The organism is Shewanella hanedai (assembly GCF_007197645.1).
GTDB classification, from domain to species: domain Bacteria; phylum Pseudomonadota; class Gammaproteobacteria; order Enterobacterales; family Shewanellaceae; genus Shewanella; species Shewanella hanedai.
Genome location: NZ_VKGK01000019.1, coordinates 1 through 26,078, shown reverse-complemented (window position 1 = coordinate 26,078; position 26,078 = coordinate 1). Strand labels below are relative to the sequence as shown.

The 26,078-nt window shown below is 43.0% G+C and carries 19 protein-coding genes; 15 read left to right on the top strand and 4 right to left on the bottom strand.

The window, feature by feature from the left end; genetic code table 11:
- Positions 1–70: 70 nt before the first annotated feature.
- Together FN961_RS15365 and FN961_RS15360 are read right to left on the bottom strand one after the other, a co-directional pair.
- Positions 71–2,377, bottom strand: coding sequence for a YgiQ family radical SAM protein (locus FN961_RS15365; protein WP_144041063.1), 2,307 nt, complete (start codon positions 2,375–2,377; stop codon positions 71–73).
- Between the two features lie 268 nt (positions 2,378–2,645).
- Positions 2,646–3,047, bottom strand: coding sequence for an MAPEG family protein (locus tag FN961_RS15360; protein WP_144041062.1), 402 nt, complete (start codon positions 3,045–3,047; stop codon positions 2,646–2,648).
- 169 nt (positions 3,048–3,216) lie between these two features.
- Between FN961_RS15360 and FN961_RS15355 the strand changes: the two genes are divergently transcribed.
- The 4 genes from FN961_RS15355 to FN961_RS15335 all read left to right on the top strand — a co-directional run bounded on the left by FN961_RS15355 (position 3,217) and on the right by FN961_RS15335 (position 8,860).
- Positions 3,217–4,437 (top strand): threonine/serine exporter family protein, encoded by a 1,221-nt coding sequence (locus FN961_RS15355; protein ID WP_144041061.1) that lies wholly within the window; start codon positions 3,217–3,219, stop codon positions 4,435–4,437.
- A gap of 263 nt (positions 4,438–4,700) precedes the next feature.
- Complete coding sequence (locus FN961_RS15350) at positions 4,701–6,272, top strand: BamA/TamA family outer membrane protein (RefSeq protein WP_229814710.1); 1,572 nt, start codon at positions 4,701–4,703, stop codon at positions 6,270–6,272.
- Positions 6,273–6,689: 417 nt separating this feature from the next.
- A complete protein-coding gene (locus FN961_RS15340; RefSeq protein ID WP_144041060.1) occupies positions 6,690–7,403 on the top strand; it encodes an SDR family NAD(P)-dependent oxidoreductase in 714 nt (237 codons plus the stop codon).
- 80 nt (positions 7,404–7,483) lie between these two features.
- Complete coding sequence (locus FN961_RS15335) at positions 7,484–8,860, top strand: M28 family peptidase (RefSeq protein WP_185972806.1); 1,377 nt, start codon at positions 7,484–7,486, stop codon at positions 8,858–8,860.
- A 44-nt stretch (positions 8,861–8,904) separates the two neighbouring features.
- Here FN961_RS15335 and pdxY read toward each other — a convergent pair whose 3' ends face one another.
- Both pdxY and typA read right to left on the bottom strand, forming a co-directional pair.
- A complete protein-coding gene (gene pdxY, locus FN961_RS15330) occupies positions 8,905–9,768 on the bottom strand; it encodes a pyridoxal kinase PdxY (RefSeq protein WP_144041059.1) in 864 nt (287 codons plus the stop codon).
- A 482-nt stretch (positions 9,769–10,250) separates the two neighbouring features.
- Positions 10,251–12,059, bottom strand: a complete 1,809-nt coding sequence (typA, locus tag FN961_RS15325) for a translational GTPase TypA (protein ID WP_185972805.1) — start codon at positions 12,057–12,059, stop codon at positions 10,251–10,253.
- A gap of 351 nt (positions 12,060–12,410) precedes the next feature.
- Between typA and glnA the strand changes: the two genes are divergently transcribed.
- The 11 genes from glnA to glnG all read left to right on the top strand — a co-directional run bounded on the left by glnA (position 12,411) and on the right by glnG (position 25,772).
- Positions 12,411–13,820 carry a glutamate--ammonia ligase gene (gene glnA / locus FN961_RS15320; RefSeq protein ID WP_144041058.1) on the top strand — a complete coding sequence of 470 codons (1,410 nt, stop codon included), beginning with the start codon at positions 12,411–12,413 and terminating at the stop codon, positions 13,818–13,820.
- Between the two features lie 163 nt (positions 13,821–13,983).
- Entirely contained in the window at positions 13,984–14,940 is a 957-nt protein-coding gene (locus tag FN961_RS15315; protein WP_144041057.1) for an ABC transporter substrate-binding protein, read from the top strand.
- Position 14,941: 1 nt separating this feature from the next.
- Positions 14,942–17,791 (top strand): ATP-binding protein, encoded by a 2,850-nt coding sequence (locus tag FN961_RS15310; protein ID WP_144041056.1) that lies wholly within the window; start codon positions 14,942–14,944, stop codon positions 17,789–17,791.
- A gap of 130 nt (positions 17,792–17,921) precedes the next feature.
- Entirely contained in the window at positions 17,922–19,139 is a 1,218-nt protein-coding gene (locus FN961_RS15305) for a dicarboxylate/amino acid:cation symporter (protein ID WP_144041055.1), read from the top strand.
- Positions 19,136–19,567 (top strand): hypothetical protein, encoded by a 432-nt coding sequence (locus tag FN961_RS15300; protein WP_144041054.1) that lies wholly within the window; start codon positions 19,136–19,138, stop codon positions 19,565–19,567. The genes FN961_RS15305 and FN961_RS15300 overlap by 4 nt, the downstream gene beginning before the upstream one ends.
- A gap of 99 nt (positions 19,568–19,666) precedes the next feature.
- Positions 19,667–20,269 carry a TetR/AcrR family transcriptional regulator gene (locus FN961_RS15295; RefSeq protein WP_144041053.1) on the top strand — a complete coding sequence of 201 codons (603 nt, stop codon included), beginning with the start codon at positions 19,667–19,669 and terminating at the stop codon, positions 20,267–20,269.
- Between the two features lie 102 nt (positions 20,270–20,371).
- Positions 20,372–21,529, top strand: coding sequence for an iron-containing alcohol dehydrogenase (locus tag FN961_RS15290; RefSeq protein WP_144041052.1), 1,158 nt, complete (start codon positions 20,372–20,374; stop codon positions 21,527–21,529).
- A 93-nt stretch (positions 21,530–21,622) separates the two neighbouring features.
- Positions 21,623–22,303, top strand: a complete 681-nt coding sequence (locus FN961_RS15285; RefSeq protein WP_144041051.1) for a type 1 glutamine amidotransferase domain-containing protein — start codon at positions 21,623–21,625, stop codon at positions 22,301–22,303.
- A 270-nt stretch (positions 22,304–22,573) separates the two neighbouring features.
- Positions 22,574–23,146: a DUF4124 domain-containing protein gene (locus FN961_RS15280; RefSeq protein WP_244950671.1), complete on the top strand. Its 573-nt coding sequence runs from the start codon at positions 22,574–22,576 to the stop codon at positions 23,144–23,146.
- A gap of 122 nt (positions 23,147–23,268) precedes the next feature.
- Complete coding sequence (gene glnL, locus FN961_RS15275; protein ID WP_144041050.1) at positions 23,269–24,312, top strand: nitrogen regulation protein NR(II); 1,044 nt, start codon at positions 23,269–23,271, stop codon at positions 24,310–24,312.
- A gap of 50 nt (positions 24,313–24,362) precedes the next feature.
- A complete protein-coding gene (glnG, locus tag FN961_RS15270; protein ID WP_144041049.1) occupies positions 24,363–25,772 on the top strand; it encodes a nitrogen regulation protein NR(I) in 1,410 nt (469 codons plus the stop codon).
- Positions 25,773–26,078 lie beyond the last annotated feature (306 nt).

The following is a 26,078-nucleotide window of genomic DNA, read 5'->3' as shown; positions in this document are numbered from 1 at the left end:
GGGGAATATCATTGATATTCCCCTTTTTGTATTCATTTAGCCAGTTCTAGTTTAATGCTCTGACTGGATACTACCTCTGGTGCTTAGGTGTCGTTCCCCAAACATTTTTCTTCGGCGGGCGTTGCTTAGATGCCGCTGAGGAATTCCCCTGCCCACCAGCTTTACCAGCTCCCGATTTAGCCGTTGAACTCGGCTTACCACCTTTGCCCTTGGGCTTACGATCAGCAAATTGATCTTCAGAGAAACGCGTTAAGGCTTTCTGACCACCTTGGTCTTTATTGGCAGATAAACTCTTGTTACCGCCTTTACCCTTATTACGATTTGCTTCACGCTCCTGACGAGACTCTGCTGGCACTAAGCAATTAAGCCCGCCGCCTATCAGTTTCTCTTTACCCATCTCGATGAGCGCTTCACGGATCATTGGCCAGCCAGCTGGGTCATGGTAACGCAACAGCGCTTTATGCAGCTTACGTTGACGTCCGCCCTTAGGCACTGTCACGGTTTCACTGGTGTGTTTTACGTTTTTAAGCGAGTTAAGTTCAGTGTGATAAATTGTCGTCGCATTCGCCATTGGCGATGGATAGAAATTCTGCACCTGATCTAGTTTAAACTTCTCACCCTTGAGCCATAAAGCCAGGTTAACCATATCTTCGTTGGTCGTACCTGGATGAGCCGAGATAAAGTAAGGAATAAGATATTGTTTCTTACCCGCTTCTTTGGAGTACTTATCAAAAAGCTCTTTAAATTTATCGTAGCTGCCCATGCCCGGCTTCATCATCTTATTCAGCGGGCCCTCTTCGGTATGCTCAGGCGCTATCTTCAAATAACCGCCCACATGATGGGTCGCCAGCTCTTTCACATAGCGAGGATCTTCCGATGCGAGATCGTAACGCACACCCGATGCGATTAAGATTTTCTTAATGCCAGGCACTTCACGAGCAGCTCGGTAGAGATCAATCGTAGGTTGGTGGTCGGTGTCCATATGGCCACAGATATCGGGGAAGATACAAGAAATACGACGACAGGTTTTTTCTGCCTTCTCACTCTTACAGCCTAAGTGATACATGTTGGCCGTCGGCCCACCGAGATCTGAGATAACACCGGTAAAGCCAGGCACCTTTTCTTGAATATCTTTAATCTCGTTCACAATAGATTCTTGCGAACGACTCTGAATAATTCGGCCTTCATGCTCGGTGATGGAGCAGAATGAACAACCACCGAAACAACCACGCATGATATTGATCGACGTCTTAATCATGTCGTAAGCAGGAATAACCTCTTTACCGTATGAAGGGTGAGGCACGCGCGCATAGGGTAAGCCAAACACACCGTCCATCTCTTCGGTAGACAAAGGCCATGCGGGCGGATTAACCCAAATGGCACGCTCAGCATGTCTCTGAAATAGGGCTCTAGCACAACCTGGATTCTGCTCTTGATGCAAAATACGAGAGGCATGAGCATAAAGATATTTATCTTCCGACACCTTCTCAAAGCTTGGCAGCAACACGTAAGTGTTCTCCCATGGCTTAGGTCTCGCCGGTTGTACGCTGATCGCCTTCGGGGCATCGTTATCAAAGATTTTTACATCTGATGGACCAGATAAATTCTTACAGCCGACGTCATCGGCACCATAAGGATGCGGAATAGGATCGATCTTATGCAGTTGATCAATTTTGCGTGAATCCATGCCTTTCCAACCCGGCATAGGTTCTTTGCGGATCACTGTGGTTCCACGAATATTATGCAGTTCGGTTATCGGCTCACCAGCAGCAAGACGATGTGAAAGCTCAACCAGAGGGCGCTCGGCATTACCGTAAACCAGGATATCGGCTTTGGCATCTAAAATGACGCTGCGGCGAATTTTATCGGACCAATAATCGTAATGGGCAATACGACGCAGACTTGCTTCGATGCCACCGATGATCACAGGTACCTGCTTAAAGGCCTCTTTACATCTCTGGGTATAGACAGTCACCGTGCGATCGGGGCGTTTGCCACCAATATTACCTGCAGTATAGGCATCATCATGACGCATACGACGCTCAGCCGTATAACGGTTAATCATCGAATCCATGTTGCCAGCTGTCACACCAAAATAGAGATTGGGTTTACCTAACTTCATAAAGTCATTTTTATTAGACCAGTCAGGCTGAGAGATGATACCGACTCTAAAACCTTGAGCCTCAAGCATACGACCGATAACGGCCATACCAAAGCTGGGATGATCCACGTAAGCGTCACCTGTGACGATAATAATGTCGCAACTATCCCAACCTAATTTATCCATCTCTTTACGAGACATAGGCAAAAATGGTGCCGGTCGCTGCAATTCAGAGCGATACTTGGGATAGGTAAATAACGTAGATTCAACTTGCATGAGTTTTACAGCCTAACTATCAAACATGAAAAATAATACCAACATTTGCGCCCACTGCATTATCTGGACTGGAAAAATGGAAAGTAATAATTAAACACTCACTCTCATGCCACAGATAAATGGGACGCGGAGTATAGCAGGAGAACGGGCTAAAAGTCGAACAAAAAACAACCAACCGACCTAATTTCAGATCGAAGTAAGGGCTTACGACTAGTAGCCCTAAAATCAGTATGGATGTTTACCCTTACTGACTTTAGGGGCTAAAGTCCTATAGCAAGCTAGCGATAAAATACCCAAGATTGATGCCCGCCAGTGTTAAGATCATCAACCAACTTAATAACCCGCCCCAAAATCGACCTAAATGATAGCCGCCATCCCCTTGGGTTAATCCGATAGCATGTAATATTCGCGCCACAATCCACACTAAACCTAACAAGTGTAAGAGGATTGAATTTAACCCATTGAGTTCTGCCACCAGCAACAAAGTCATGGCTATCGGGGCATTCTCAATTAAATTCGCATGCACCCGACCGGCAATTCTCAGCTCTTTATTATCGGCGCTACCAATACCAATTTTATATTTGCGGCGTAACTTGACCACTCGCATCGCAAAGACTATGACTAAGATGGCTGTGATACTGATATAGAGCCCGGATATAGCAACTGGCATACATCTTCCTAATTAATGATTAATAACGTTAATGCCAAGATGACAAGTTATCTCTTGGAAGTAAATATTTTCCATCTGATTAACCTTTTCAACACAAACTAGGTTACTATGCGCTCGTTTTATACTTACCAATCCTTGGCACTCATTTTAATCAGACTGGACCTTGCTAGTGGACAATCAAGAATTCCTAGAGAAACACAAATTTATCATTAAGTTAGGTAAGTATCTTCATAAGTTTGGCACCCCAGCTTATCGTCTCGAAGCACACCTTCAAGCCGTCTCTCATTTCTTAGGTTTAGAGGGCTATTTTTTAATATCCCCAACCGCCATGACTTTCGTACTTCAACGTAACGATGAGCAAGAATATAACCATGTCGCTAGGGTAAAGCCCGGTGAACTCGATTTAGGCTCACTGGCAAGAACCGATGAACTGGTTGAAGAGTTAGTGTCAGGAAAGAGGACTCTTAACGAGGCATTAGAGCGACTCGACGAGATTGCCAACAAACCCACACCCTACGGCCCATTATTAACTTTATTGGCGTTTGGAAGCTCAGCGGGTGCGTTCGCAATGTTGATGGGGACTAGCTGGAACGATGTCTTTTGGTCAGCACTATTAGGTTTCATGGTATACGGCCTTGTTTACCGCGCTGAGCGTTCCAAACGCTTGGCCGAAACCCTCGAACCGCTTGCAGCAATATTATGCGCCATTATCACCTGTGGTATTGCACAGGTCGATCCTAGCATCAACCTACCAGTGGTCATTTTGTCCGGCATCATTATCTTTATCCCTGGATTGGCGCTCACTTTGGGCTTAGCAGAACTGGCCGCCAGAGATCTGATTTCCGGCACCGCACGTATCATGGATGCCTGCATGCAGCTGTTTAAGCTCTATTTTGGTGCAATTTTTGGCATGGTGGTGGGAACCGCCATTTTCGGTGAAGCGATCTACTTTGAACCAGACCCCTTGCCCAACCTCGCTGTGTGGTCTGCTGTACCCATCTTATCTTTGGCGCTGGTCATTATCTTTAAAGCACGCATGAAAGACGCCCCTTGGGGTGTACTAGCGGGTATTGTCGCTTTTTGTTCATCGATGTTAGGCGGGCTGTATTTAGGCGATTCTATCGGAATTTTCTTTGGTGCTTTCGCCGTGGGTGTCTATTCGAACCTGTTTGCTCGATGGATGAAAGCCCCTGCTTCTATCGCCCTGCTGCAAGGCATCGTAATTCTCGTTCCGGGCAGTAAAACCTACATTGGGCTCAACACCCTTATTCTAGGTGAAAGCATGCTTAACCAATCTCATATTGGTAGCCAGATATTCCTGATATTTATGTCTCTCATTGCAGGATTAATCTTCGCTAACGTCGCAGTCCCCCCTAGAAGAACACTCTAGTTTCCAATCCAACTAACGTGAAAGAAACCCATCGCAGTAATGAATTTATTTGCTGCGATATTTCACTTTGCTTAAATTAAATCATAAAGTTATTTTCATTTCTTGCTTGACTAAGCCCTCTCCTAGGTGTGTTATTAAGTTGTGATCACATTGTTTAGTTCTCACAGTAAAATACAAACTTAATCAAATGGGGTGTATCTGACGTGACATACAAGACGTATCTAGTTTCTATCAGTATTTGCCTCTTTGCTTCTCAAATGAGTATGGCCGAAGAAGTCACGGATAAAACAGATGCGTTAACAGAGAAAAAGCCACTACATAAAATCGTTGTCGTGAGTCACCCTATCTTCGATGAATCAGATCCTGACAGTTTTTTCCTTCATCACTGGGCAAATTACCTTCATATCAATACCCAAGAATCTACCATTTTAAATAAGCTCACCTTTACCGAACAAGATGGCGTGAGCCAAAAAGATATTGATGAAGCCCAGCGAATTCTAAGATATGAGCCTTACATTCGTGATGCAAAAATCAGTTTTACTGAGCGTGATCCCGATGCAGATGTCCCCGAAGAGGGCGAAGTTGTATTAGTAGAAACTTGGGATAATTGGTCGCTATTACCAACAGTGAGTTTAGGACGCAGTGGCGGAGACAGTAAATTCTCTATCGGGCTCAAAGAAGACAACCTGCTCGGGTTAGGTATACGAACACGCATCAAATATAAATCCAGTAATGACAGAACTGGCTACAAATTTGCGGTGAAAGCACCACTAGACAACTTGGTAGAACACTCGACCATCGCGGCCAGTTTTCACGACAATAGTGATGGTCAGGCGATTCAATTCCAATTTGATAAACCCTTCTACTCGTTAGATACCACCAATATGTACAGTATCCGCTATCTTGATGATATGAGGACCGATACGATTAGACAGAATGGTATGGATATCAATGAATTTGAACATACTCAAGATTATTTCAATCTTCAATATGGTTGGCGTATCAATAACACCACCAACTCACGCACTCGCCTCATCACAGGGGTGACCCGTGACAAAAGTGAATTTGCCAATATTGAACAGTACCCTAATACAACACTCCCCCAAGACCGAGATTTTCTCTACCCTTGGGTTGCCTACGAATACCTGCAAGATGACTATAAAGTGCTTAACAATGTTCATTTAATTAACTACAACGAAGACTTTAATTTGGGCTGGCATCATTACCTTAAATTTGGATTGGAAACCCAAGATGTAAACAACTCATCGGTTGGCTATCATATTAACTGGAAGACAACCCGAGGCTATTTAAGCAATGATGACTTGGTGTTGTTATCGTTCGATGGAACAGGGGTATTCGCCACACAGCAAAAGGACTTTTATAAAGTAAATGCCATGGCAGAGTACTTCTATCAAATCAATCCTAAATGGACTGCTTATGTCAAAACCCGATTGAGCACTTCTAAGAATAACTATCTTGATAGAACTTTCGCCTTGGGCGATGACACTGGTATTCGTGGCTACCCGAACGATTATCAACATGGCGACAATCAATGGTTATTTACCGCTGAACTGCGTAACTACCCTAATATTAATCTGTATCAATTTGCCGAACTCGGTTGGGCCGCGTTTGTGGACGTAGGTCAAGCAACAGGTGGCCAAGATGAGGGGAATGAGGTATCAGACCCCATAGGTAGCGTCGGCGTTGGCGCTCGAATTTATTCCTCTCGATCCAGCTATGGCAACGTCGCTCATATTGATATCAGTATGCCCTTTACCACGGGAGTCGAAGTCAATAAGTGGGAATGGCGCTTCCAAGTAAGAAATCGATTTTAATACCAATCAGTATAAGAAGTTGATCTACTCAGAGTGTTTTTTGGCAAACTAATTCAAGGCGAATGAATGAGATAATGGTTGTTCCCTTGTGAATTCATTCAACGCAGAAATAGGCAGCCAAAAACACTCCTTACAGGCGAATTTTAGCGCTTCTGATCCTGTGTTAACGAGCTTAACCGTAGAATAACTATGCTCTTCACTCGTTGCCTTGACTCAGGAGCGCTAAACTCTCGCTGAGCGAGCAAATCTTTATACTGATTGGTATAATCCCCTCAACTAGCCAAATTGCAGTTGACTAACTTTAGGTCTAATACTCAATATTCCTGACTTGAAATTAACTTAAGCTTTCCCCCTCTTCTTCACGTCTAAGCTATGGTAAATTAACTACTTACACGTTAAAAATTAAACGAGAATAAAATGAAAACGATAGTGATCACCGGAGCGAGTCGTCGATTAGGCCTCTATTTAGCCGAACAGTTTATTGCTAAAGGTGACAGGGTATTTGCCATTTCTCGTAGCCAACCCAATGAGTTTACTTCCATCGATTCACCACACTTTCATCCGGTTCAAATTGATAGCTACGATAAGCATGGCGTCGAACAAGCGGTTAGCGCTATCAGCGCAAAGGTTGAACGTATCGATCTGCTCGTCAATAACGCTTCAGTCTTCGAGCAAGATCCTGACAATAGCCAAGATATTGAAACCAAGTTTATCGCTTTATTTCAAGTTCACATGCTGTTTCCGAATCTGCTCACTCATGAGCTAAAGCGGTACATGTTTGATGAGGAAAACCCTGGCGTCTTGGTGAACATGACCGATATTTACGCCGAAAACCCAATGCCAGAACGCTCACTCTATTGCTCAACCAAAGCCGGTTTGGAGAACCTAACTCGCTCTTTCGCTAAAAAGTTTGCTCCAGGTATTCGTTGTAACTCTATTATGCCGGGACCACTGCAGTTCCTACCTGATCATACACAAGAGCAAAAAGAACAGGTGCTTAAAGGAACCCTGCTGCCTTTCGAAGCGGGCTTTCACCCCGTGTTTCAGACCATAGATTTCATCATGAGTAATCACTTTGTCACAGGAACTTCGATTAAAGTCGATGGCGGTCGCTCCATATGTCGCGGATAGGATGCGCTTAGCTGTATATTTTGCTCTTAGGTGTACATTTGCTAAAGTGTTGTACAAAATAACATCTAAGAGAAGCAAACATGACTTCCAAATCTATCCCTTTAAGCCATTTGTCTATCCTCGCAATAATACTGTCACTAAGCTCAACGGCAAGCGCCGCAAATCTTGCTGCACCTTCCCAAGAAGATATGCGTTTATATGATATCGCGGTATCAACAAATCCTAAAAGACTGAAGGCTGACGTTGAAAAACTTGTCAGCTTTGGTACGCGTCATACCCTCTCACAAACCCAATCGGATACTCGAGGGATCGGCGCAGCAAGACGTTGGATCAAAACTGAGTTTGAACATATCTCAAAAGCCTGTGGTGGTTGTTTAGAGGTCATCACCTTAGCCGATACCGTCACAGGCAAGCGTATTCCAGATCCGAGTGAAGTGGTTAATGTCATTGCAATTCAGCATGGTAGCCTTGACCCTAAACGCGTGGTGATGATGAGTGGGGATATCGATTCACGGGTCAGTGATGTGATGAATTCAACCTCTGTCTCACCAGGAGCAAACGATAACGCCTCCGGAGTTGCTGGCGCCATTGAAGCTGCGCGAGTGTTATCAAAGTACCAATTTGCTGGCACCATTGTTTATGCTGCTCTGTCCGGTGAAGAGCAAGGTTTATATGGCGGCGTGACATTAGCTCAATACGCCAAAGATCAGGATTGGCAGGTCGAAGCCGTATTAAACAATGACATGATAGGCAATATTGAAGGTGTCAATGGCGTTATCGACAACCATTCAGTACGAATATTTTCTGAAGGTGTTCGTATTGCCGAAACAGCAGAGGAGGCTAAAGAGCGCTACTTTAGTGGTGGTGAGAATGATTCAGCTTCACGTAATCTCGCCCGTAAAATTAAAACCTTGGCCGACCAATACATGACTAATCTGGATGTCATGCTGGTGTATCGCCTAGACCGCTTTGGCCGTGGTGGACACCATTTCCCTTTTAATAAAGCCGGTCTGCCCGCAGTGCGTATCATGGAAACCAACGAGCACTATGACCGTCAGCATCAAGACATTCGCATGGAAAATGGTGTGGCTTATGGGGATGTTATTGAAGGCGTAGACTTCGATTTTAATGCCAAACTCACTGCCTTAAACGCAATTAGTCTGGCATCGATGGCCTGGGCGCCTGCCCCACCAAAATCAGTGAGTATTGAAGGTAAAGTCTCGCCAAGTACTCGCTTAACATGGCAACTAAGCCAACAGAAAGAGGTGGTTGGATATCGAGTGTATTGGCGACTAACCACTGAGTCTGAATGGACTCACAGCCGTTATGTTGGCAAAGTTGAATCTTTCACCTTAGAGAATATGGTGATCGACAATTATCTGTTCGGTGTCGCGAGTGTAAGCGCCAATGGCAACGTCAGCCCGGTGGTATTTCCAGGCGCAACAGGCGCTTTTTAAGCGCCGACAGCAAAAGGGCTAAACTTAGCCCTTATAACAGTGCTTTACTTTACCCGTTTGGCGCGATCATTAATGACTGGCGAAGCAATTGCATCTTGGGTACGGACCAGTTGCAGCTCATAGGCTTGCAGATTAAACGTTTCCAATAACACCGCATCCACCGCTGCATTGGTACGCTCAAACGCTTCAACAGATTGATAGCCAGCTTGAAGGTTAGCCAACATCAGACCACTGATTAAATCACCAACACCCACAGGCTGCTTCTCAAATTCATACAATGGACGAGACACTAAGTAGCTGCCACTCTTGTCCACCAGCAACATTTCAAATTGCTCTTGGTTCGTTGCCGCTTTGGCTAGATGCTTTACCAATACCATCTTCACACCGGCTTCTAATAGACTCTTACAGGCATCAATAACCTCATCGAGATTATGCAGCTGCCTATCTGTCAGTGTTTCAAGCTCAAGCAGGTTAGGCGCGAGAATGTCAGCCGCAGCTAAAGCTTTAGTTTTAAAAAACTCCTGTACCCCAGCCGTGACAATACAACCTTTCTCAGGATGACCCATCACAGGATCGCAAAAATAGATGGCTTGCGGGTTAACTGCTTTTATTTTGGCGACAGCTGCAACGATTTCCGCCCCCTGTTCAGGACTACCCAGATAGCCACTTAACACCGCATCACAGTTTCTTAACTCACCAATATTATCCAGTCCTTGCACTAATTCAGTGATCTGACCGACAGGCATCACTGTGCCTTTCCAGCCTTGGGCATACTGGGTATGGTTGGAAAACTGTACTGTGTTAATTGGCCACACTTCCATGCCTAAACGACGCATAGGGAATACAGCACTGCTGTTACCGGCACAGCCAAATACCACATGGGATTGAATGGATAGGATCCGCTTCATGGTCACAACCTTTAATTCTATAAGCGAGTTGAAAATAGGGAGCCCCTCGTGACAGCCTACTGGCAGCTACCTCGAGGTCTCGTCACGTGGATTATACCAACCAGTATAAGAAAGTGATCTACTCAGCGTGTTTTTTGGCAAACTAATTCAAGGCAAATGGATGATGGAATGGTTATTCCCTTGTGAATTCATTCAACGCAGAAGTAGGCAGCCAAAAACACGCCTAAAAGGCGAGTTTTAGCACTTCTGATGCAGTGTTAACGAGCTTAAACGTAGAATAACTATGTTCTTCACTCGTCGCCTTACCTCAGAAGCGCTAAATTCTCGCTGAGCGATCACATCTTTATACTGATTGGTATTATACCAACTAGATGACGCATTTGTTCAGGTGCAAGTAACAAAAAGCCCTGAACACTCTCATGTTCAGGGCTTTTTCCTACAATTAACCTTTACAGATTAATTGTAGTTAAACGAAGCAGTAATTAGCGGTTATGACGCTTACGCTCGTTTTCAGTCAAGTAACGCTTACGAACACGAATGTTCAAAGGTGTTACTTCTACTAGCTCATCATCATCGATGAACTCAAGCGCTTGCTCAAGTGTCATTTCGATATGTGGAGTCAGTACTTGTGCTTCATCAGTACCTGATGCACGCATGTTAGTTAGCTGCTTACCTTTCAAACAGTTAACAGTCAAATCGTTTGCACGAGCGTGAAGACCAACAACTTGGCCTTCATAAACTTCTGCAGCGTGAGTAATAAACAGACGACCACGAGCTTGAAGGTTAAACAATGCGAATGTCAGTGCTTTACCAGTGCCATTAGAGATCAATACACCACGTGCACGTTGACCAATATCACCACCTTTCACTGGACCGTAATGGTCAAATGAATGGTAAATAAGACCAGAACCTGAAGTCGCTGTCATGAAGTCAGTTTGGAAACCGATTAGACCGCGGCTTGGGATAACGAAGTCGATACGTACACGACCTTTACCATCCATCTGCATGTCTTTCATGTCACCCTTACGGATACCAAGCTTCTCGATAACTGCACCTTGATGCTGCTCTTCAACATCAACAGTTAAGTTTTCGAATGGCTCACACATCTCGCCATCGATCTCTTTAACGATAACTTCAGGACGAGAAACAGCTAGCTCGTAACCTTCACGACGCATGTTTTCAATCAAGATTGAAAGGTGAAGTTCACCACGACCTGAAACACGGAAACGATCTGGACTTTCAGTTTCTTCAACGCGCAATGCAACGTTGTGAACCAATTCCTGCTGCAGACGCTCAAGGATATTACGTGAAGTTACGTACTTACCTTCTTTACCAGCGAATGGAGAAGTGTTGACCTGGAAGGTCATCGTTAGTGTTGGCTCATCAACAGACAACGGTGGTAATGCTTCTACGTTAGTAGTTGCACAAACTGTGTCTGAAATTAATAGCTGACCTAGGCCTGTAATAGCAACGATGTCACCAGCGTTAGCAATTTCAACTTCGGTACGGTCTAGACCCATGTAACCTAATACTTGGCCCATCTTACCGTTACGTTTCTTACCATCAGCACCAATAATAGTGACCTGTTGGTTAGTCTTAACGCTACCACGCTTGATACGACCAATACCGATAACACCTACGTACGAGTTGTAATCGATTTGAGAGATCTGCATTTGGAAGTCACCTTCCGAATCGGCATCAGGAAATGATACTTTCTCAACAATTGTTTCAAACAGAGGAGTCATATCGCCCTCTGTTACTTCTGGATCAAGTGAAGCAAAACCGTTTAGTGCTGAAGCATAAACGATTGGGAAATCTAGCTGCTCATCAGTAGCACCTAAGTTGTCGAAAAGATCGAATACTTGATCGATAACCCAGTCAGGACGAGCACCTGGACGGTCAATCTTGTTGATAACAACAATAGGCTTAAGGCCTTGAGCAAATGCTTTCTTCGTTACGAAGCGAGTTTGCGGCATTGGGCCGTCAACTGCATCAACAAGAAGCAATACTGAATCAACCATAGATAGAACACGCTCAACTTCACCACCGAAATCGGCGTGACCAGGAGTGTCAACGATGTTGATGCGGTAATCATTCCACTTGATGGCAGTATTCTTTGCCAGAATCGTGATTCCACGCTCCTTCTCAAGATCGTTCGAATCCATCACACGCTCAGCGGCTTCTCCTCGACTCTCAAGGGTTCCAGACTGGGCCAGCAACTTATCTACCAAGGTAGTTTTACCATGGTCGACGTGCGCAATAATGGCGATGTTACGTAAATTCTCTAACACAGATAAACCTCTTACCATCAAAATATAGGGGTATTTGTAACAGCTCAAACAATAGCTGTTGCAATAAAAAACGTGCCATTCTACTCTAGCCGAGGGCTATCGCACAGGATTATTTTTTAGACAGCTATAATAATCCGTTTTATTTCACTTGCACCAATACGATGGCCGCACCAATATCGAACAAACATCGCACCATATTGGTGCGAACGTCGATATTCATAAAGAATGTAAAGCAAGAGATCGCAATAAAATTAGTAAGTTATAAATATGGCACAAGTCTAGCTTATAGTTTATCAAATCACGATGTGCATTAATTTAAATAAACACCTTTACTCTACTCGGAGACTTAGAATGTCAGCTGAATCAGTTTTACAACAACTAGAAGAATTAGAAGTTAAGTTTGTTGATCTGCGCTTTACCGATACCCGAGGAAAAGAGCAACACGTTTCTATCCCGGCACATCAAGTTAATGCCGATTTTTTTGAAGACGGTAAGATGTTCGATGGTTCATCTATCTCAGGCTGGAAAGGCATTAACGAATCAGACATGGTATTAATGCCAGATGCTGAAAGCTTCGTACTTGATCCTTTCACTGCTGATACTACTGCTAACATTCGTTGTGACATTTTAGAACCAGCAACAATGACTGGTTACAACCGTGACCCTCGTTCAATTGCTAAGAAAGCAGAAGATTACCTTCGCTCTACAGGTATTGCTGATACCGTTTTAGTCGGTCCAGAGCCAGAATTTTTCCTATTTGACGACGTAAAATACGGCGCAGATATGTCAGGTTGTTTCTACAAGCTCGACGCTGAAGAAGCAAGCTGGAACTCAGGTAAAAGCTATGAAGGTGGTAATACCGGTCACCGTCCTAGTGTTAAAGGCGGTTACTTCCCAGTGCCTCCAGTCGATTCTTCACAAGATATTCGTAGCGCAATGTGTCTTATTCTTGAAGACATGGGGCAAGTTGTTGAAGCACATCATCACGAGGTTGCGACTGCAGGCCAAAACGAGATAGCTACACGTTTTAACACGCTAACGCTAAAGGCTGATGAAGTTCAAGTCCTTAAGTATGTTGTTCATAACGTGGCACACGCTTATGGCAAGACAGCAACCTTTATGCCTAAGCCAATCGTTGGCGACAACGGCAGCGGTATGCATGTACACATGTCACTAGGCAAAGATGGTACCAACCTGTTTGCTGGTGATAAGTACGGTGGATTGAGCGAAGTAGCTCTGTTCTTTATCGGTGGTGTCATTAAGCACGCACGTGCTATTAATGCGTTTTCTAATCCAGCAACTAACTCGTACAAGCGTCTGGTACCACATTTTGAAGCACCTGTGATGCTGGCATATTCTGCCGCTAACCGTAGTGCTTCGATTCGTATTCCTGTAGTACCAAGCCCGAAAGGCCGTCGTATCGAGCTACGTTTCGGTGACCCAATGGCTAACCCATACCTAGCCTTCTCTGCAATGCTTATGGCTGGCCTTGACGGTATCCAAAACAAGATTCACCCAGGTGAAGCAATGGATAAAGACTTATATGATCTTCCTCCAGAAGAAGCGGCTGAAATCCCAACAGTAGCAACATCATTAGAGAATGCGCTTGAGTGTTTGGATGCTGATCGTGAGTTCCTAACTCGTGGTGATGTATTTAGCAATGATTTCATCGATTCATATATCAAGCTTAAAACTGAAGATGTTGTTCGAGTTGCGCAAACAACTCACCCTGTGGAATTCGAACTTTACTACAGTTTATAATCTCTCAGTAAAAACGAAAAAGCCCTAATATATTAGGGCTTTTTGCTTTCTATATTACGTTAAATATTTAACTCTTCTTACCCTTTCAATTTCCCTATCTCGTTGGCGATAACTCTCTGCGTCTACTAATCTATTAAGTACATTCAACTCAATAGAATAAAGTATGTTACGAATTACAATCAGTCTGTTTATTGTTTTTATACTTATCGCTTGTAGCCATGAGCCTAAAACACAAAAAGTCACCATTGCCATTAATCCTTGGCCTGGATACGAATTACTTTATCTTGCTAAAAATAAAGGTTTTTTCGAAGATGTCGGACTCAATTTAGCATTAGCTCAAACAGCGAGTCTTTCTGACGGACAAAGAGCCTATATAAGCGGCCGTGTCGATGGCTTTGCGAGTACCATAGTTGAAGCAGTCCAAGCTCAAGAATTTGGAGGAGACCCATTAAACGTGGTCTTGTTGGCTGATTATTCCAACGGAGGTGATGTGATATTAAGTCAGGCTCCTTATCAGTCATTAAGCGATCTAAAAGGTAAGAAAATAGGCTGTGAAGTCAGCTCTCTCGGGATCTATATCTTAGCTAGAGCATTGACTGTGTACGGAATGACTTTGGACGATGTAGAAATTATAAATGTGGAGCAAGGCAATGCACTGCACTCTCTCAATGCTGGTCAAATAGATGCGATGGTGACTTACCCACCTTATTCATTCGAAATATTAAATGACTCACATCAAGTAAATCATAGAATTTTTACTACCGCAGAGATACCAAACGAAATTCTAGATACCATCTCTATCTCTAAGAAAGTGGTCAGTGAAAATCCCGATTTAGTACCCAAACTTCATCAAGCTTGGCAGATGGCTTATGAATACCTCAAACAGCATCCAGTTGAAGCAGTCAAACTGATGGCTGAACGAGAGAAAATTTCTGAAATCGAATTTAATCAATCACTTACTGACATCTATCTACTTAATAATGTTGAACAAAAAAACCTACTAAAAAATCAAGAAGATCTAATATCTCTCGCCCAATCAGTGTGTGATACGCTCAATAAAGCTGCAGCATTTAATAGCTCATGTGACCATATAAAAACACTATTTTATTCTGGGATCTAATATGAGTAAGCACTCCATTAATCTTGAACGGAGGAGCCATTTTATTACAAGAAGTATTGCCATTAAACTCAATTTAAGCACTCTAGTTATTGGTGTGTTGATCTGCGGAATTTTAAGTGTCTACTTTGTTCAAGAGACTCATGAGAGAATCAAGATACAAGCGAATATTGAGCTCTCGCAGATAACAGATACGTTAAAACTTGCCCTAGAAACAAATTCTCAACTATCTAACATGATACGGGTTGTGGGTGTATTAGCGACCTATGAGAATATTGATCGCCTTTCGGTAATCAAATCATCAGACATGAAAATCAATGCTGATAGTTTAGCTCAACACAATGGTAAATTAGCTTCAAAAGTCTTCCATCCTTCTATCATGGCCTTGCTGCTTTCTCCGACAAAAAATCATAGCCAGCATTCAGGCGATTTTATCGGCCATAACTTGCACCACGCGGTTCAATTTCACTTAATCGATCCCGAAGTCAATCGTCTTAGACCTTATATTATCTATTTTAAATACGACAACACAGCGCTAGAGGCAGGGATCAAACAAAGCCGAGATAACTATCTTTTAATCGTCATTTGCGGCCTCGCATTACTCCTAGTTATCAACCTTTGGATACAGAGAGTGGTCATATTGGCTCCTCTCTCTCGGATCACCAATCAGCTTAAGCATCAAGCCAGTAACGACTCCATTCCAAAACCATTAAACAGCACGACTAAAGATGAATTCAACATACTGATCAATAGCTATAATCACTCTATTCATAAACAGCTATTACAAAAGAAAGAACTTGAAAAATCTCACCGCCATATAAAAAACATGACCAGTGTACTTCCGGTGCATTTAGCTTATGTAGATACAGAACAAAAAATCCAATTTATTAATCGTCATAGTTTAAATTGGCTAGGTTACGACATTAATGAAGTGATAAACCACACTTGCGTAGAGATCATTCCAGCCAATCTATATAGAATCATGCAGCCTTATATCAAGCAAACGCTTAATGGTGTGTTTCTCACTTTCGACGTTGAGTTTAAACATATCAATCAGGGATACCTTCAATTCCATGTTACCCAAGTGCCTGACATTGACATTGATGGCAAGATTAACGGTTTTTTTATCTGTATTGAAGATCAAACTTTAACCAGGAACAATGAGAAGAAGTTAGAAAAATATGCCCTCGATCTTGAGTTTAATAATTGGGCTTTAGATGAAGCACGTCAAGCTGCAGAAGCTACTGCCAGAACGAAATCTGAATTTCTTGCCTGCATGAGCCACGAAATACGTACCCCAATGAATGGTGTTCTGGGTATGTTAGCCCTGTTAAGCAGAACAAAACTCGATCAAAGCCAACAGCACAATTTAGAGTTGGCACAAGGCAGCGCTAAATCTCTACTAAAACTCATTAATGACATTCTGGATTTTTCTAAAATTGAATCAGGAAAGCTTGATATTGAATCTATCGAGTTTAACTTACAACAAACTTTAGATGAACTAATACAACCCTTAGCTATTCGTGCACAAGAAAAAGATCTTGAGCTTGCACTCGATATAACTCAAATCCAGCCCGTCTATATTGTTGGCGATCCCGGACGTATCACTCAGGTACTTACCAATCTCATAGGTAATGCCATAAAATTTACACAAACTGGCAATATCAATGTCATTGGACAACTGTCATCGATGGACAATAAACACAAGCTAACTTTTACCATCGAAGATACAGGTATAGGCATGAGGGAAGATAAAATAGAAGAAGTTTTCCAGCCATTTAGTCAAGCCGACAGTTCGACAACTCGTTACTACGGTGGTACCGGTTTAGGACTCTCAATAGCAAGACAATTAAGCCAACTTATGGGAGGAGACATATCTGCAACCAGTACAGAGTTTACAGGCAGTACTTTTACATTTGAAATAGATATAAAGCTGCCAAGCCAGACGCCAATTCACCAAAAAATATCAGCCCCAAATCTTGATAAATTACCTATTTTATTACTTAGCACCACTCCTCTTTCTGACAACATACTCGAGAATATTCTCATTGGATTAAATGCTAGGGTAACAAAACTAAACATGCCCTCTGGTGAAGATTCATTTCAGCATTGTGATTTAGACAAGCTTCAACCTAAAATCGTTATCTTGAGTTTGCCAACGGGAAAGCAGGCCATTGAAGTCGTACTCTCCAAGTTGAAAGATGAGCCTTTACTCTCCCAAATCCCTACCTTACTGAATTACAGCACTATAGACGCGCCCGTTATCAGTCATTATATCAAGCAACAAATCTACGCTGGTTTTAATAAACCTATTTATCAGCCTGAGTTAATGACCTTACTCACGAATTATAGCCAAGACCAGCTCTCAATAAGTAAAGATACAGTCATTGAAAGTAACGATGATTGGCAACTAACTAAGCATTTCGGTTCCACTCAGCCTAGGTTGCTATTAGCTGAAGATAATATGGTTAATCAGTTGGTTGCAGAGGGGATCATTAATGAATTTGGACTCGAAATCGAAATAGCTAATAATGGCATCCAGGCGTTAGAACTCCTTGAAAAGTCGACTTGCGATAATCCTTATCATCTGATTTTTATGGATTGTCAGATGCCAAAGCTTGATGGCTATCAAACAACACAAAAAATACGTGCAGGTGAAGTTGGAGAAATCTACAAAACAATCCCTATCGTCGCAATGACAGCCAATGCGATGGTGGGTGATAAAGAAAAATGCCTAAACGCTGGCATGAACGACTATATCTCTAAACCTTTGGAGCCTGAACATATTAGAAAAGCCCTGTTAGCCTCTTTGGCTTATCTTATCGATGAAGATAAAAGACACTATTCAGGCTAAACAAGCTTCAGTAAACATTCCCCTTTTCCACGCTAAGAATTATATCCTAATGACGTAAGTTGACTCCTGAGATGTCCCGCTATAACGTATTTGCTAACTGTAAGAGTTTAATTATGCAAACGGATAAATTATGTGGAACGGACTTCAGGCTTATCGAACATCAATCATACTCCTCTCTGCACTTGTGATTGGCGGTACTTTAGGTCTAACACTCCCTGAGTTCGCTTTAAAACTAAAACCAATCGGTCAAATTTTTCTAAATCTACTCTTTATGATCATTGTCCCCTTGGTCGCCATTAGCGTGACTTCCTCAATTGCGCGTATGACTGATCTTAAGAAACTGGGTCTGATATTGGTCAGTATCATGCTTATCTCTATTGTTATGGCCATAATCCCTGCAGTCGGTATTCTTGGGTTGGCAATGACGTTTGATCCCGCACAGGGGGTGACACTGGATCTGCATCAAAGTATGCAAACAGAGCCCGGTAGCATGGATTTTGTTTCTCTATTAACCACCAATGATTTCGTTGGTTTGCTTTCAAAATCCAATATCTTAGCCTTAATTATCATGTCAGTGATCTCGGGGATAGCCATCGGCCAGTCAGGCGAAGATGGAAAACGAATCTCCTCGATGCTCGACAGCTTAAACACCGTCATAATGAAGATAGTGTCCATTCTGATGTTCGCAGCTCCGGTTGGATTAGGCGCCTATTTTGCTTCAACCATGGCCAGTCAGGATTCTGAGCTCATCGTCACTTTTGCTCGCGCCATAGGATTATTTTTTATCGCTGCAATTATCTATCTAACACTTGGCTCCTCAATTTATGCTTGGATTGGAGGAGGAAAAGCTGGCGTTAAACTTTTTTGGAAAAATGCCATTGAGCCAGCAGCAACAGCCTTAGGAACCAGCTCCTCATTGGCCAGTTTGCCGGTTAATCTCAGAGCCGCAAAAAAGATGGGCATTAAAGACGAGATTGCAGATATTTGTTTGCCTCTGCTGGTGAACCTAAATAAGGGTGGTGCTTCAATGATCACAGCCCTAAAGATCATCTTTATCTATTCGCTATTAGGGCTAGAGTTTACTCCCGACGTTTTTGCCATCACTATTTTAATCTCAGTGTTATCCGCCTTTGTCATTGGAGGCGTACCCGGCGGCGCTTTTTTAGGTGAGATATTTATCGTCACAACGCTAGGTCTTCCTTTAGAGGTGATCCCAATCTTAGTCATTATAGGCGCTGTAACCGATGCTCCTTCTACGGTGATTAATGTGGTACACGATCTTAATGCGACGCAAATTGTTGAACGCATTACTCAAAAGCGTGATCAAACAAAGATAGCTGCTACATGAAAATATCTACCTCATTTACGCTAATGCCTCTCTTCTTAGCGCTAACAGGATGTCAGATAAGTACTACTCAACCATCTAATAACCGCAATACTACATTGGCTGAAATTAGCATGCATAAGGGAATCTATATTTCGGGTCATGAAGTAAGTTCATATCAGCCTTGCGAAGAAGCATTAACCTATTGGGTCACTGCGACACCCGCAAGTGACACTCTTAATCAACTTTCAATAAGGTTAAGCGAGAGCAGAAACGCTCCTTATCAACCTATCTATATAGAATCTGAAATACACCCAGTCGATCGTAACAGCCACCCAGCATTTATCGATGGGTTTGCAGCTGACTATGATGCCGTTATTGAGATAACCAATGTAACAGTACAGCTTACCGATATCCCATCACACTGCCAGCAGGCAAAGCGAACTCATTAAGGCTCATTGGCACGAGGGTATTTCCTTGGCAATATTGAAGTCACACTAATCAATAAAAAATCACTAGACGACCGGTCTATTTGTGATTATTCTAATCAAATGAAAAAAGATACCCAACTCACACGCCAGCATATAATCGACTCTGGCTACACGCTAATTTCCAGCAAAGGTTTCACTAATGTTGGCTTATCGCAAATCTTAAAATATGCCGATGTCCCTAAAGGATCTTTTTACCACTACTTCAAGTCAAAAGAGCAGTTTGGTGAAGAGATCATCTCCGATTACTTTACGCATTATCTTCACTCTATCGATGAACTTTTCAGCACCGATGAAGGCACTGGCTTAGATCGTTTGATGCAGTATTGGCTTCGCTGGCAAATAAACCAAAGCGATACTTGTGAGAATCAACAGTGCTTAGTCGTAAAGTTAAGCGCGGAAGTAGCTGACCTCTCCGAGTCAATGCGGATTGCATTAGATGCAGGCTCATCAGCAGTGATCGACCGTATTGCAACCTGTATTGAAACGGGTATCGCAGATGGCTCTATTGCACAAATGCACGCGTTTGATACTGCTGAGGTACTTTATCAAATGTGGCTAGGTGCCAGCTTACGCAATAAGTTGAGTCGTGATCCAAGAATTATTGAACGCGTATTAGATGCAACAAAGTTCCTACTCGCTCAACCGCTTCATATTGCAGATTAACCAATAAAATTAGCATCCTTACTATTCTACCTTGGGTGCTATTCCCCAATTAACAAGAAGACTGATCAACTGCATAATGTTGGTCAATCAGATAGGAAAATCATGTACAGCTTTGACTATTACAACCCAACTCACATCAGCTTTGGTGAGGGTAAGATTACCGAATTAGATAAACTCGTCCCAGTTACAGCAAAAGTGTTAGTGCTATTTGGCGGCAACAGTGCCAGAAGTACTGGCACATTAGATGAAGTGAAGGCAGCATTAGGTGAACGCAATATCGTAGAGTTTGGCGGTATTGAAGCGAACCCAACCTATGAAACCTTGATGCAAGCAGTTGCCATTGTGAAAGAGGAGAACATTGATTTTCTCCTTGCTGTAGGCGGTGGTTCTGTCATCGATGGCACTAAATTTGTTGCCGCTGCAGCCGTGTTTGCAGGTGATCCATGGGACATTTTACTCAGCTGGGGTGCTAAGGTAACTACTGCAATGCCATTTGGTACAGTGCTCACTCTGCCTGCAACCGGTTCAGAGATGAACAGCGCCAGTGTCATTACACGTAAAGAGTTTCAAGCCAAGCTCTCTTTTATGAGTAACCATGTCTTCCCTCAGTTCTCTATATTAGATCCAACTAAAACGTTAACACTGCCAGAGCGTCAAGTCTCAAACGGTGTGGTCGACGCGTTTATCCACATCACTGAGCAATACCTTACTTTCCCAGTCAATGCACCAGTACAAGACAGGTTCGCTGAAGGCTTATTACAAACACTGGTAGAGCTAGGCCCACTTGCCCTCAGCCAGCCTGATAATGTTGAAGTTCGAGCTAACCTTATGTGGGTCGCGACAATGGCATTGAGTGGCGTGATTGGAAAAGGTGTCCCCCACGACTGGGCTACGCACATGATTGGCCATGAGCTGACTGCCCTCTATGACATAGATCATGCCCGTACTATCGCTATGTTGCTCCCCGGAATGCTGGACATCAGACGTGAAAGCAAGCAGGACAAGTTATTGCAGTATGGCGCGCGAGTTTGGGGAATAACTCAAGGGACTAACGATGAACGTATCGATGCAACGATTGAAAAAACCCGTGAATTCTTCGAAACCATGAAGATAAAAACACGTTTATCAGACTACCAGCTGACTAAAACCCATATCGACGAAATCATGATCCAACTTGAAAGACATGGCATGACAGCCTTAGGTGAACATCAAGAAGTTGATTTAGCCATGAGCCGCCAAATATTAGAACGCAATCTATAAACCTCAACCACTTATTCATTAACGCTCTTAAATATCGCTTAAGAGCGTTAATACCGAAGTAATAAATCATCATGACTCCATAAAGGAACTTCAATGAACATTTTAATGGTACTAACTTCACATGATAAATTAGGCGAAACAGGTCTTAAAACAGGCTTTTGGCTTGAAGAGTTTGCAAGCCCGTATTACTGTTTTAAAGACCAGAAATTTAATGTCACTTTGGCTTCCCCAAATGGAGGACAACCACCGCTCGATCCAAATAGCGATAAACCTGATTTCCAAACCGCGGCAACAGATCGCTTCAGTAAAGATGAAAAAGCACAGTCACATCTCGCCAATACTCTTAAATTAAACACCATTAACGCAGATGATTATGACGCCGTGTTTTACCCAGGAGGTCATGGGCCATTATGGGATCTTGCTAATGACACCGACTCAATTGCCCTTATCCAAGCCTTTTATCGAACTAACAAGCCCGTCGGTTTAGTTTGCCACGCCCCTGCCGCGTTAAAAGATGTTAAAGCTGATGATGGAACTCCTTTGGTCCGTGGTAAAAAGGTCACAGGCTTTACGAACAGTGAAGAAGCAGCAGTACAGTTAACAGACATAGTGCCATTTCTTGTCGAGAATATGCTGATAAACCATGGTGCTTTATACAGTAAGGGAGATGATTGGGGGAGTTACCTGGCCATCGATAAGCATTTAGTTACAGGCCAAAATCCTGCTTCATCAGAAGCCGTGGCCAATGAAATGATTAAACAACTGAGCGCTTAAGCAATCTTGATAGACATAAAAGACTAATGGCCGCACTTTCAGGTGCGGCTTTATTTTGTCATCATTTCAACACTCCCTCTGTAATAAAAATGGTCATACAAAAACCGATAGTTTTGACCATCTGTATGAATACAATATAAACCATTGAAAATTATAACTATTGTATTTTTATCTATGCTTAGATTTATCTAATTCAATAGAATAGAGATGCCTGATTAATTTTCACCATGATTTTGCATTAAAAAAAAGCTAATCTTTAATAGCTTACAAATGCATAACATAGGAAAGATGATGCGCTTAACCTTAATGATTCTCCTTATTTCAGTGACTCTCATGTCCCAAGCCGCCGTTTATAAATGGATCGATAAAGATGGCAACGCTCACTACTCTGATGAACCGGTAAATAATTCACAAGTTGTGCAGTTTAAAAGTAACACTCAAAATCAAGTCACGCCTTTGCCTCCGCAATCAGGCACCATGAATAGTGACACCCAAGAGGAATTAGCCCCATCAACAAAATACACCATTGGCATACAGTCCCCCCAGGAAGAAGCAACCATAAGAGACAATAATGGTGACATCACGATTATGGCGGCGATCTCACCTAATCTAAGCTCTGGAGATGTATTGGTTATCTTAATGGATGACAAAGTCATGGGAAACGCTCAAACCACACCCATTTTTAGCCTCAAAAACATTCCCCGAGGCGAACACACCTTTATTATCAAAGCTGTAGCGCAAAACGGCAGACAACTTGCATCCTCCTCACCAAGAAAGATTTATCTTCATCGAGCAATAGTGAACAACAGCAGAAAGCCAACACCGTATAACAAGGGAGGTTAACTAACTCACTAAAATATATACGGTTAGACTGTTAGTTTACTTAGAATGACTCAATAAAAGATAGTTGCAGCTTGCACCAATTTGATGCACCATTATAGTGCAACGAGTCAATAGGAACACTAATGGACACTAAACACCTGCTCGATAATCTCGTCACTGCAGTCATGGTAATAGACGCTGATCTCAAGCTCTGCTATGCAAATGCTGCAGCAGAACAACTATTGGGAGTTGGGAGTCATCGCTTAACCGAGCATTTTCTTGCTGATAGTTTTCAAATCCTTGGTGTTAGTACAGATCTATTATCCAATTCAATCAGAGACAATCAAGGACTCACCGTTAACACGGCCTCATTAGTCACTTTAGATAACCAGCATCATACTGTTGACGTAACACTTTCTCCTTTAGAGCAAGAGCAAGGGTTAGCCCTATTAGAGCTACGTCAGGTGGATCAACAACTGCGCATTCACCAACAACTGACACTTGATGCACAACAGCAAGCAGCACAATATCTAGTGCGCAATCTGGCACATGAGATCAAAAATCCATTAGGGGGTCTTCGTGGCGCCGCACAGTTATTATCGAGAGAACTGCACGATCCTCAACTTAATGAATTTACCGATTTAATCATTGAACAAGCTGATAGGCTAAGAAACTTAGTCGACCGTTTACTTGGGCCACAAAAGCCAACTAAACATAGCCTGCACAATATTCATGAAGTGATTCAAAAGGTGCTAAAACTCGTCACCATGGCTATCCCTTCAAACATTACCTTAGAGCAAGATTACGATCCTTCGATTCCTGATATTCAAATGGATCCAGAACAGTTGCAACAGGCGGTGCTAAATATCCTCCAAAATGCGATACAAGCACTGGATATTCAGGGAGGGAATATATTGATAAAGACTCGTACACAACATCAAGTAACGATAGGCACTCTAAGACACAAAATCGTCATCGCGCTATCAATCATTGATGACGGCCCAGGTGTAAAACCAGAACTCCTCGATACACTTTTTTATCCCATGGTAACCGGTAGAGATAATGGTTCAGGACTTGGCTTATCTATTGCGCACAACTTTGCCAGATTGCATGGCGGAAGAATTGATTGCCAATCTAGTTCAGCGGGAACCGATTTCACCATTTTGCTTCCCATTGAAAATAGATAACAGATGAATAACTTTAAAATCAGCGTAATAAAGCGAGAGGAAAAAAGAGTATGAAAGAACAAGTATGGGTACTCGATGATGATAGCTCTATTCGCTGGGTCGTTGAACGAGCACTAAAAAGCGCTAACATTAGCAGTGCGAGTTTTGCAGCCGCTGAATCTTTATGGGATGCACTAGAACTCAGTCAACCCAAAGTGATTATTTCCGATATTAGAATGCCGGGTACTGATGGATTAAGTCTACTTGAACGTATCAAAGTGCACTACCCTGAAATCCCCGTCATCATAATGACAGCTCACTCAGATCTTGATAGCGCCGTCAGCGCATACCAAGCAGGAGCATTTGAATACCTACCCAAGCCATTCGATATCGATGAGGCAATAACACTCGTTGAAAGAGCCCTCACCCACTCTAACGAACAAGCCATTAAGCAGCCTGAAGAGCTTAGTGTTAAAGCGCCCGAGATCATTGGTGAAGCTCCTGCGATGCAGGAAGTGTTTAGGGCTATCGGACGCCTATCACGCTCCTCTATAAGCGTCTTAATCAATGGGCAATCAGGAACAGGCAAAGAGCTTGTCGCCAGTGCGTTACATAAGCACAGCCCACGTAAAGATAAGCCCTTTATTGCCATTAATATGGCCGCGATCCCTAAAGACCTGATTGAATCAGAGTTATTTGGTCATGAGAAAGGGGCTTTTACTGGTGCAGGTGCAGTAAGACAAGGTCGATTTGAGCAAGCAAATGGTGGCACGCTTTTCTTAGATGAGATTGGGGATATGCCACTTGATGTCCAAACCCGTTTATTGCGCGTATTAGCCGATGGACAGTTCTATCGAGTCGGAGGTCACTCTCCGGTTAAAGTGGATGTTAGGATCATCGCAGCGACTCACCAAGATCTAGAGCTACTAGTGCAAAAGGGAGCCTTCAGAGAGGATCTATACCATAGATTAAATGTGATACGCGTTCACTTACCCGCATTATCACAGCGCAGAGAAGATATCCCACAGCTCGCACGACACTTCCTGAACTCAGCAGCGAAAGAGATAGAAGTCGAAGCTAAAACTCTAACAAAAGAGACAGCAGAAAAACTCTCTCAGCTCCCTTGGCCTGGGAATGTAAGACAACTAGAAAATACCTGTCGATGGTTGATGGTCATGGCCTCAGGCCAAGAGATTCTCCCCCAAGATCTGCCACCAGAGCTACTCAAAGATCAAACTAAAAGCAGACAAACTCAAACTGGAGAAGGCGCTGATTGGGAAGAGTCACTAAAAATCTGGATAAATGACCGACTCCAAGAGGGCGAAAGCGATCTTCTCACAGAAGTCCAACCCGCATTTGAACGCATACTACTAGAAACAGCCTTAGCCCACACCAATGGTCATAAGCAAGAAGCGGCTAAACGACTCGGATGGGGACGAAATACTTTAACCAGAAAGCTCAAAGAGCTTTCTATGGATTAAAAGCAATCAATATAAGGCATTAAATTTCAAGCTAAGTCTACTCACAAGAGTAGGCTTTTCTATACCTAGAGAAAATGACAAATTACAGACGTAAAAAAGCCCGCTACATCGTAGCGGGCTTAGATACTAAATAGGCGCCTGGAAATGACCTACTCTTTATTATCCCCGGAGGGGACACATGGGGGCGAAAAAGTAGTGTATTGGATGCGCAGCATTCAGCTGCTTTGTAGCGAGAAGTGACGAAGTCGCTGAACTGGGGAGCCCGCTTAGCGGCGGGTCGACATCGAGGTAGGCATTGCACGTACG

Excerpts from the sequence above, each read along its gene's own strand:
- FN961_RS15365 (WP_144041063.1), bottom strand. The coding sequence starts at position 2,377 with ATGCAAGTTGAATCTACGTTATTTACCTATCCCAAGTATCGCTCTGAA.
- FN961_RS15360 (WP_144041062.1), bottom strand. The coding sequence starts at position 3,047 with ATGCCAGTTGCTATATCCGGGCTCTATATCAGTATCACAGCCATCTTA.
- FN961_RS15350 (WP_229814710.1), top strand. The coding sequence starts at position 4,701 with ATGGCCGAAGAAGTCACGGATAAAACAGATGCGTTAACAGAGAAAAAG.
- FN961_RS15340 (WP_144041060.1), top strand. The coding sequence starts at position 6,690 with ATGAAAACGATAGTGATCACCGGAGCGAGTCGTCGATTAGGCCTCTAT.
- FN961_RS15335 (WP_185972806.1), top strand. The coding sequence starts at position 7,484 with ATGACTTCCAAATCTATCCCTTTAAGCCATTTGTCTATCCTCGCAATA.
- pdxY (WP_144041059.1), bottom strand. The coding sequence starts at position 9,768 with ATGAAGCGGATCCTATCCATTCAATCCCATGTGGTATTTGGCTGTGCC.
- glnA (WP_144041058.1), top strand. The coding sequence starts at position 12,411 with ATGTCAGCTGAATCAGTTTTACAACAACTAGAAGAATTAGAAGTTAAG.
- FN961_RS15315 (WP_144041057.1), top strand. The coding sequence starts at position 13,984 with ATGTTACGAATTACAATCAGTCTGTTTATTGTTTTTATACTTATCGCT.
- FN961_RS15310 (WP_144041056.1), top strand. The coding sequence starts at position 14,942 with ATGAGTAAGCACTCCATTAATCTTGAACGGAGGAGCCATTTTATTACA.
- FN961_RS15305 (WP_144041055.1), top strand. The coding sequence starts at position 17,922 with ATGTGGAACGGACTTCAGGCTTATCGAACATCAATCATACTCCTCTCT.
- FN961_RS15300 (WP_144041054.1), top strand. The coding sequence starts at position 19,136 with ATGAAAATATCTACCTCATTTACGCTAATGCCTCTCTTCTTAGCGCTA.
- FN961_RS15295 (WP_144041053.1), top strand. The coding sequence starts at position 19,667 with ATGAAAAAAGATACCCAACTCACACGCCAGCATATAATCGACTCTGGC.
- FN961_RS15290 (WP_144041052.1), top strand. The coding sequence starts at position 20,372 with ATGTACAGCTTTGACTATTACAACCCAACTCACATCAGCTTTGGTGAG.
- FN961_RS15285 (WP_144041051.1), top strand. The coding sequence starts at position 21,623 with ATGAACATTTTAATGGTACTAACTTCACATGATAAATTAGGCGAAACA.
- FN961_RS15280 (WP_244950671.1), top strand. The coding sequence starts at position 22,574 with ATGCATAACATAGGAAAGATGATGCGCTTAACCTTAATGATTCTCCTT.
- glnL (WP_144041050.1), top strand. The coding sequence starts at position 23,269 with ATGGACACTAAACACCTGCTCGATAATCTCGTCACTGCAGTCATGGTA.
- glnG (WP_144041049.1), top strand. The coding sequence starts at position 24,363 with ATGAAAGAACAAGTATGGGTACTCGATGATGATAGCTCTATTCGCTGG.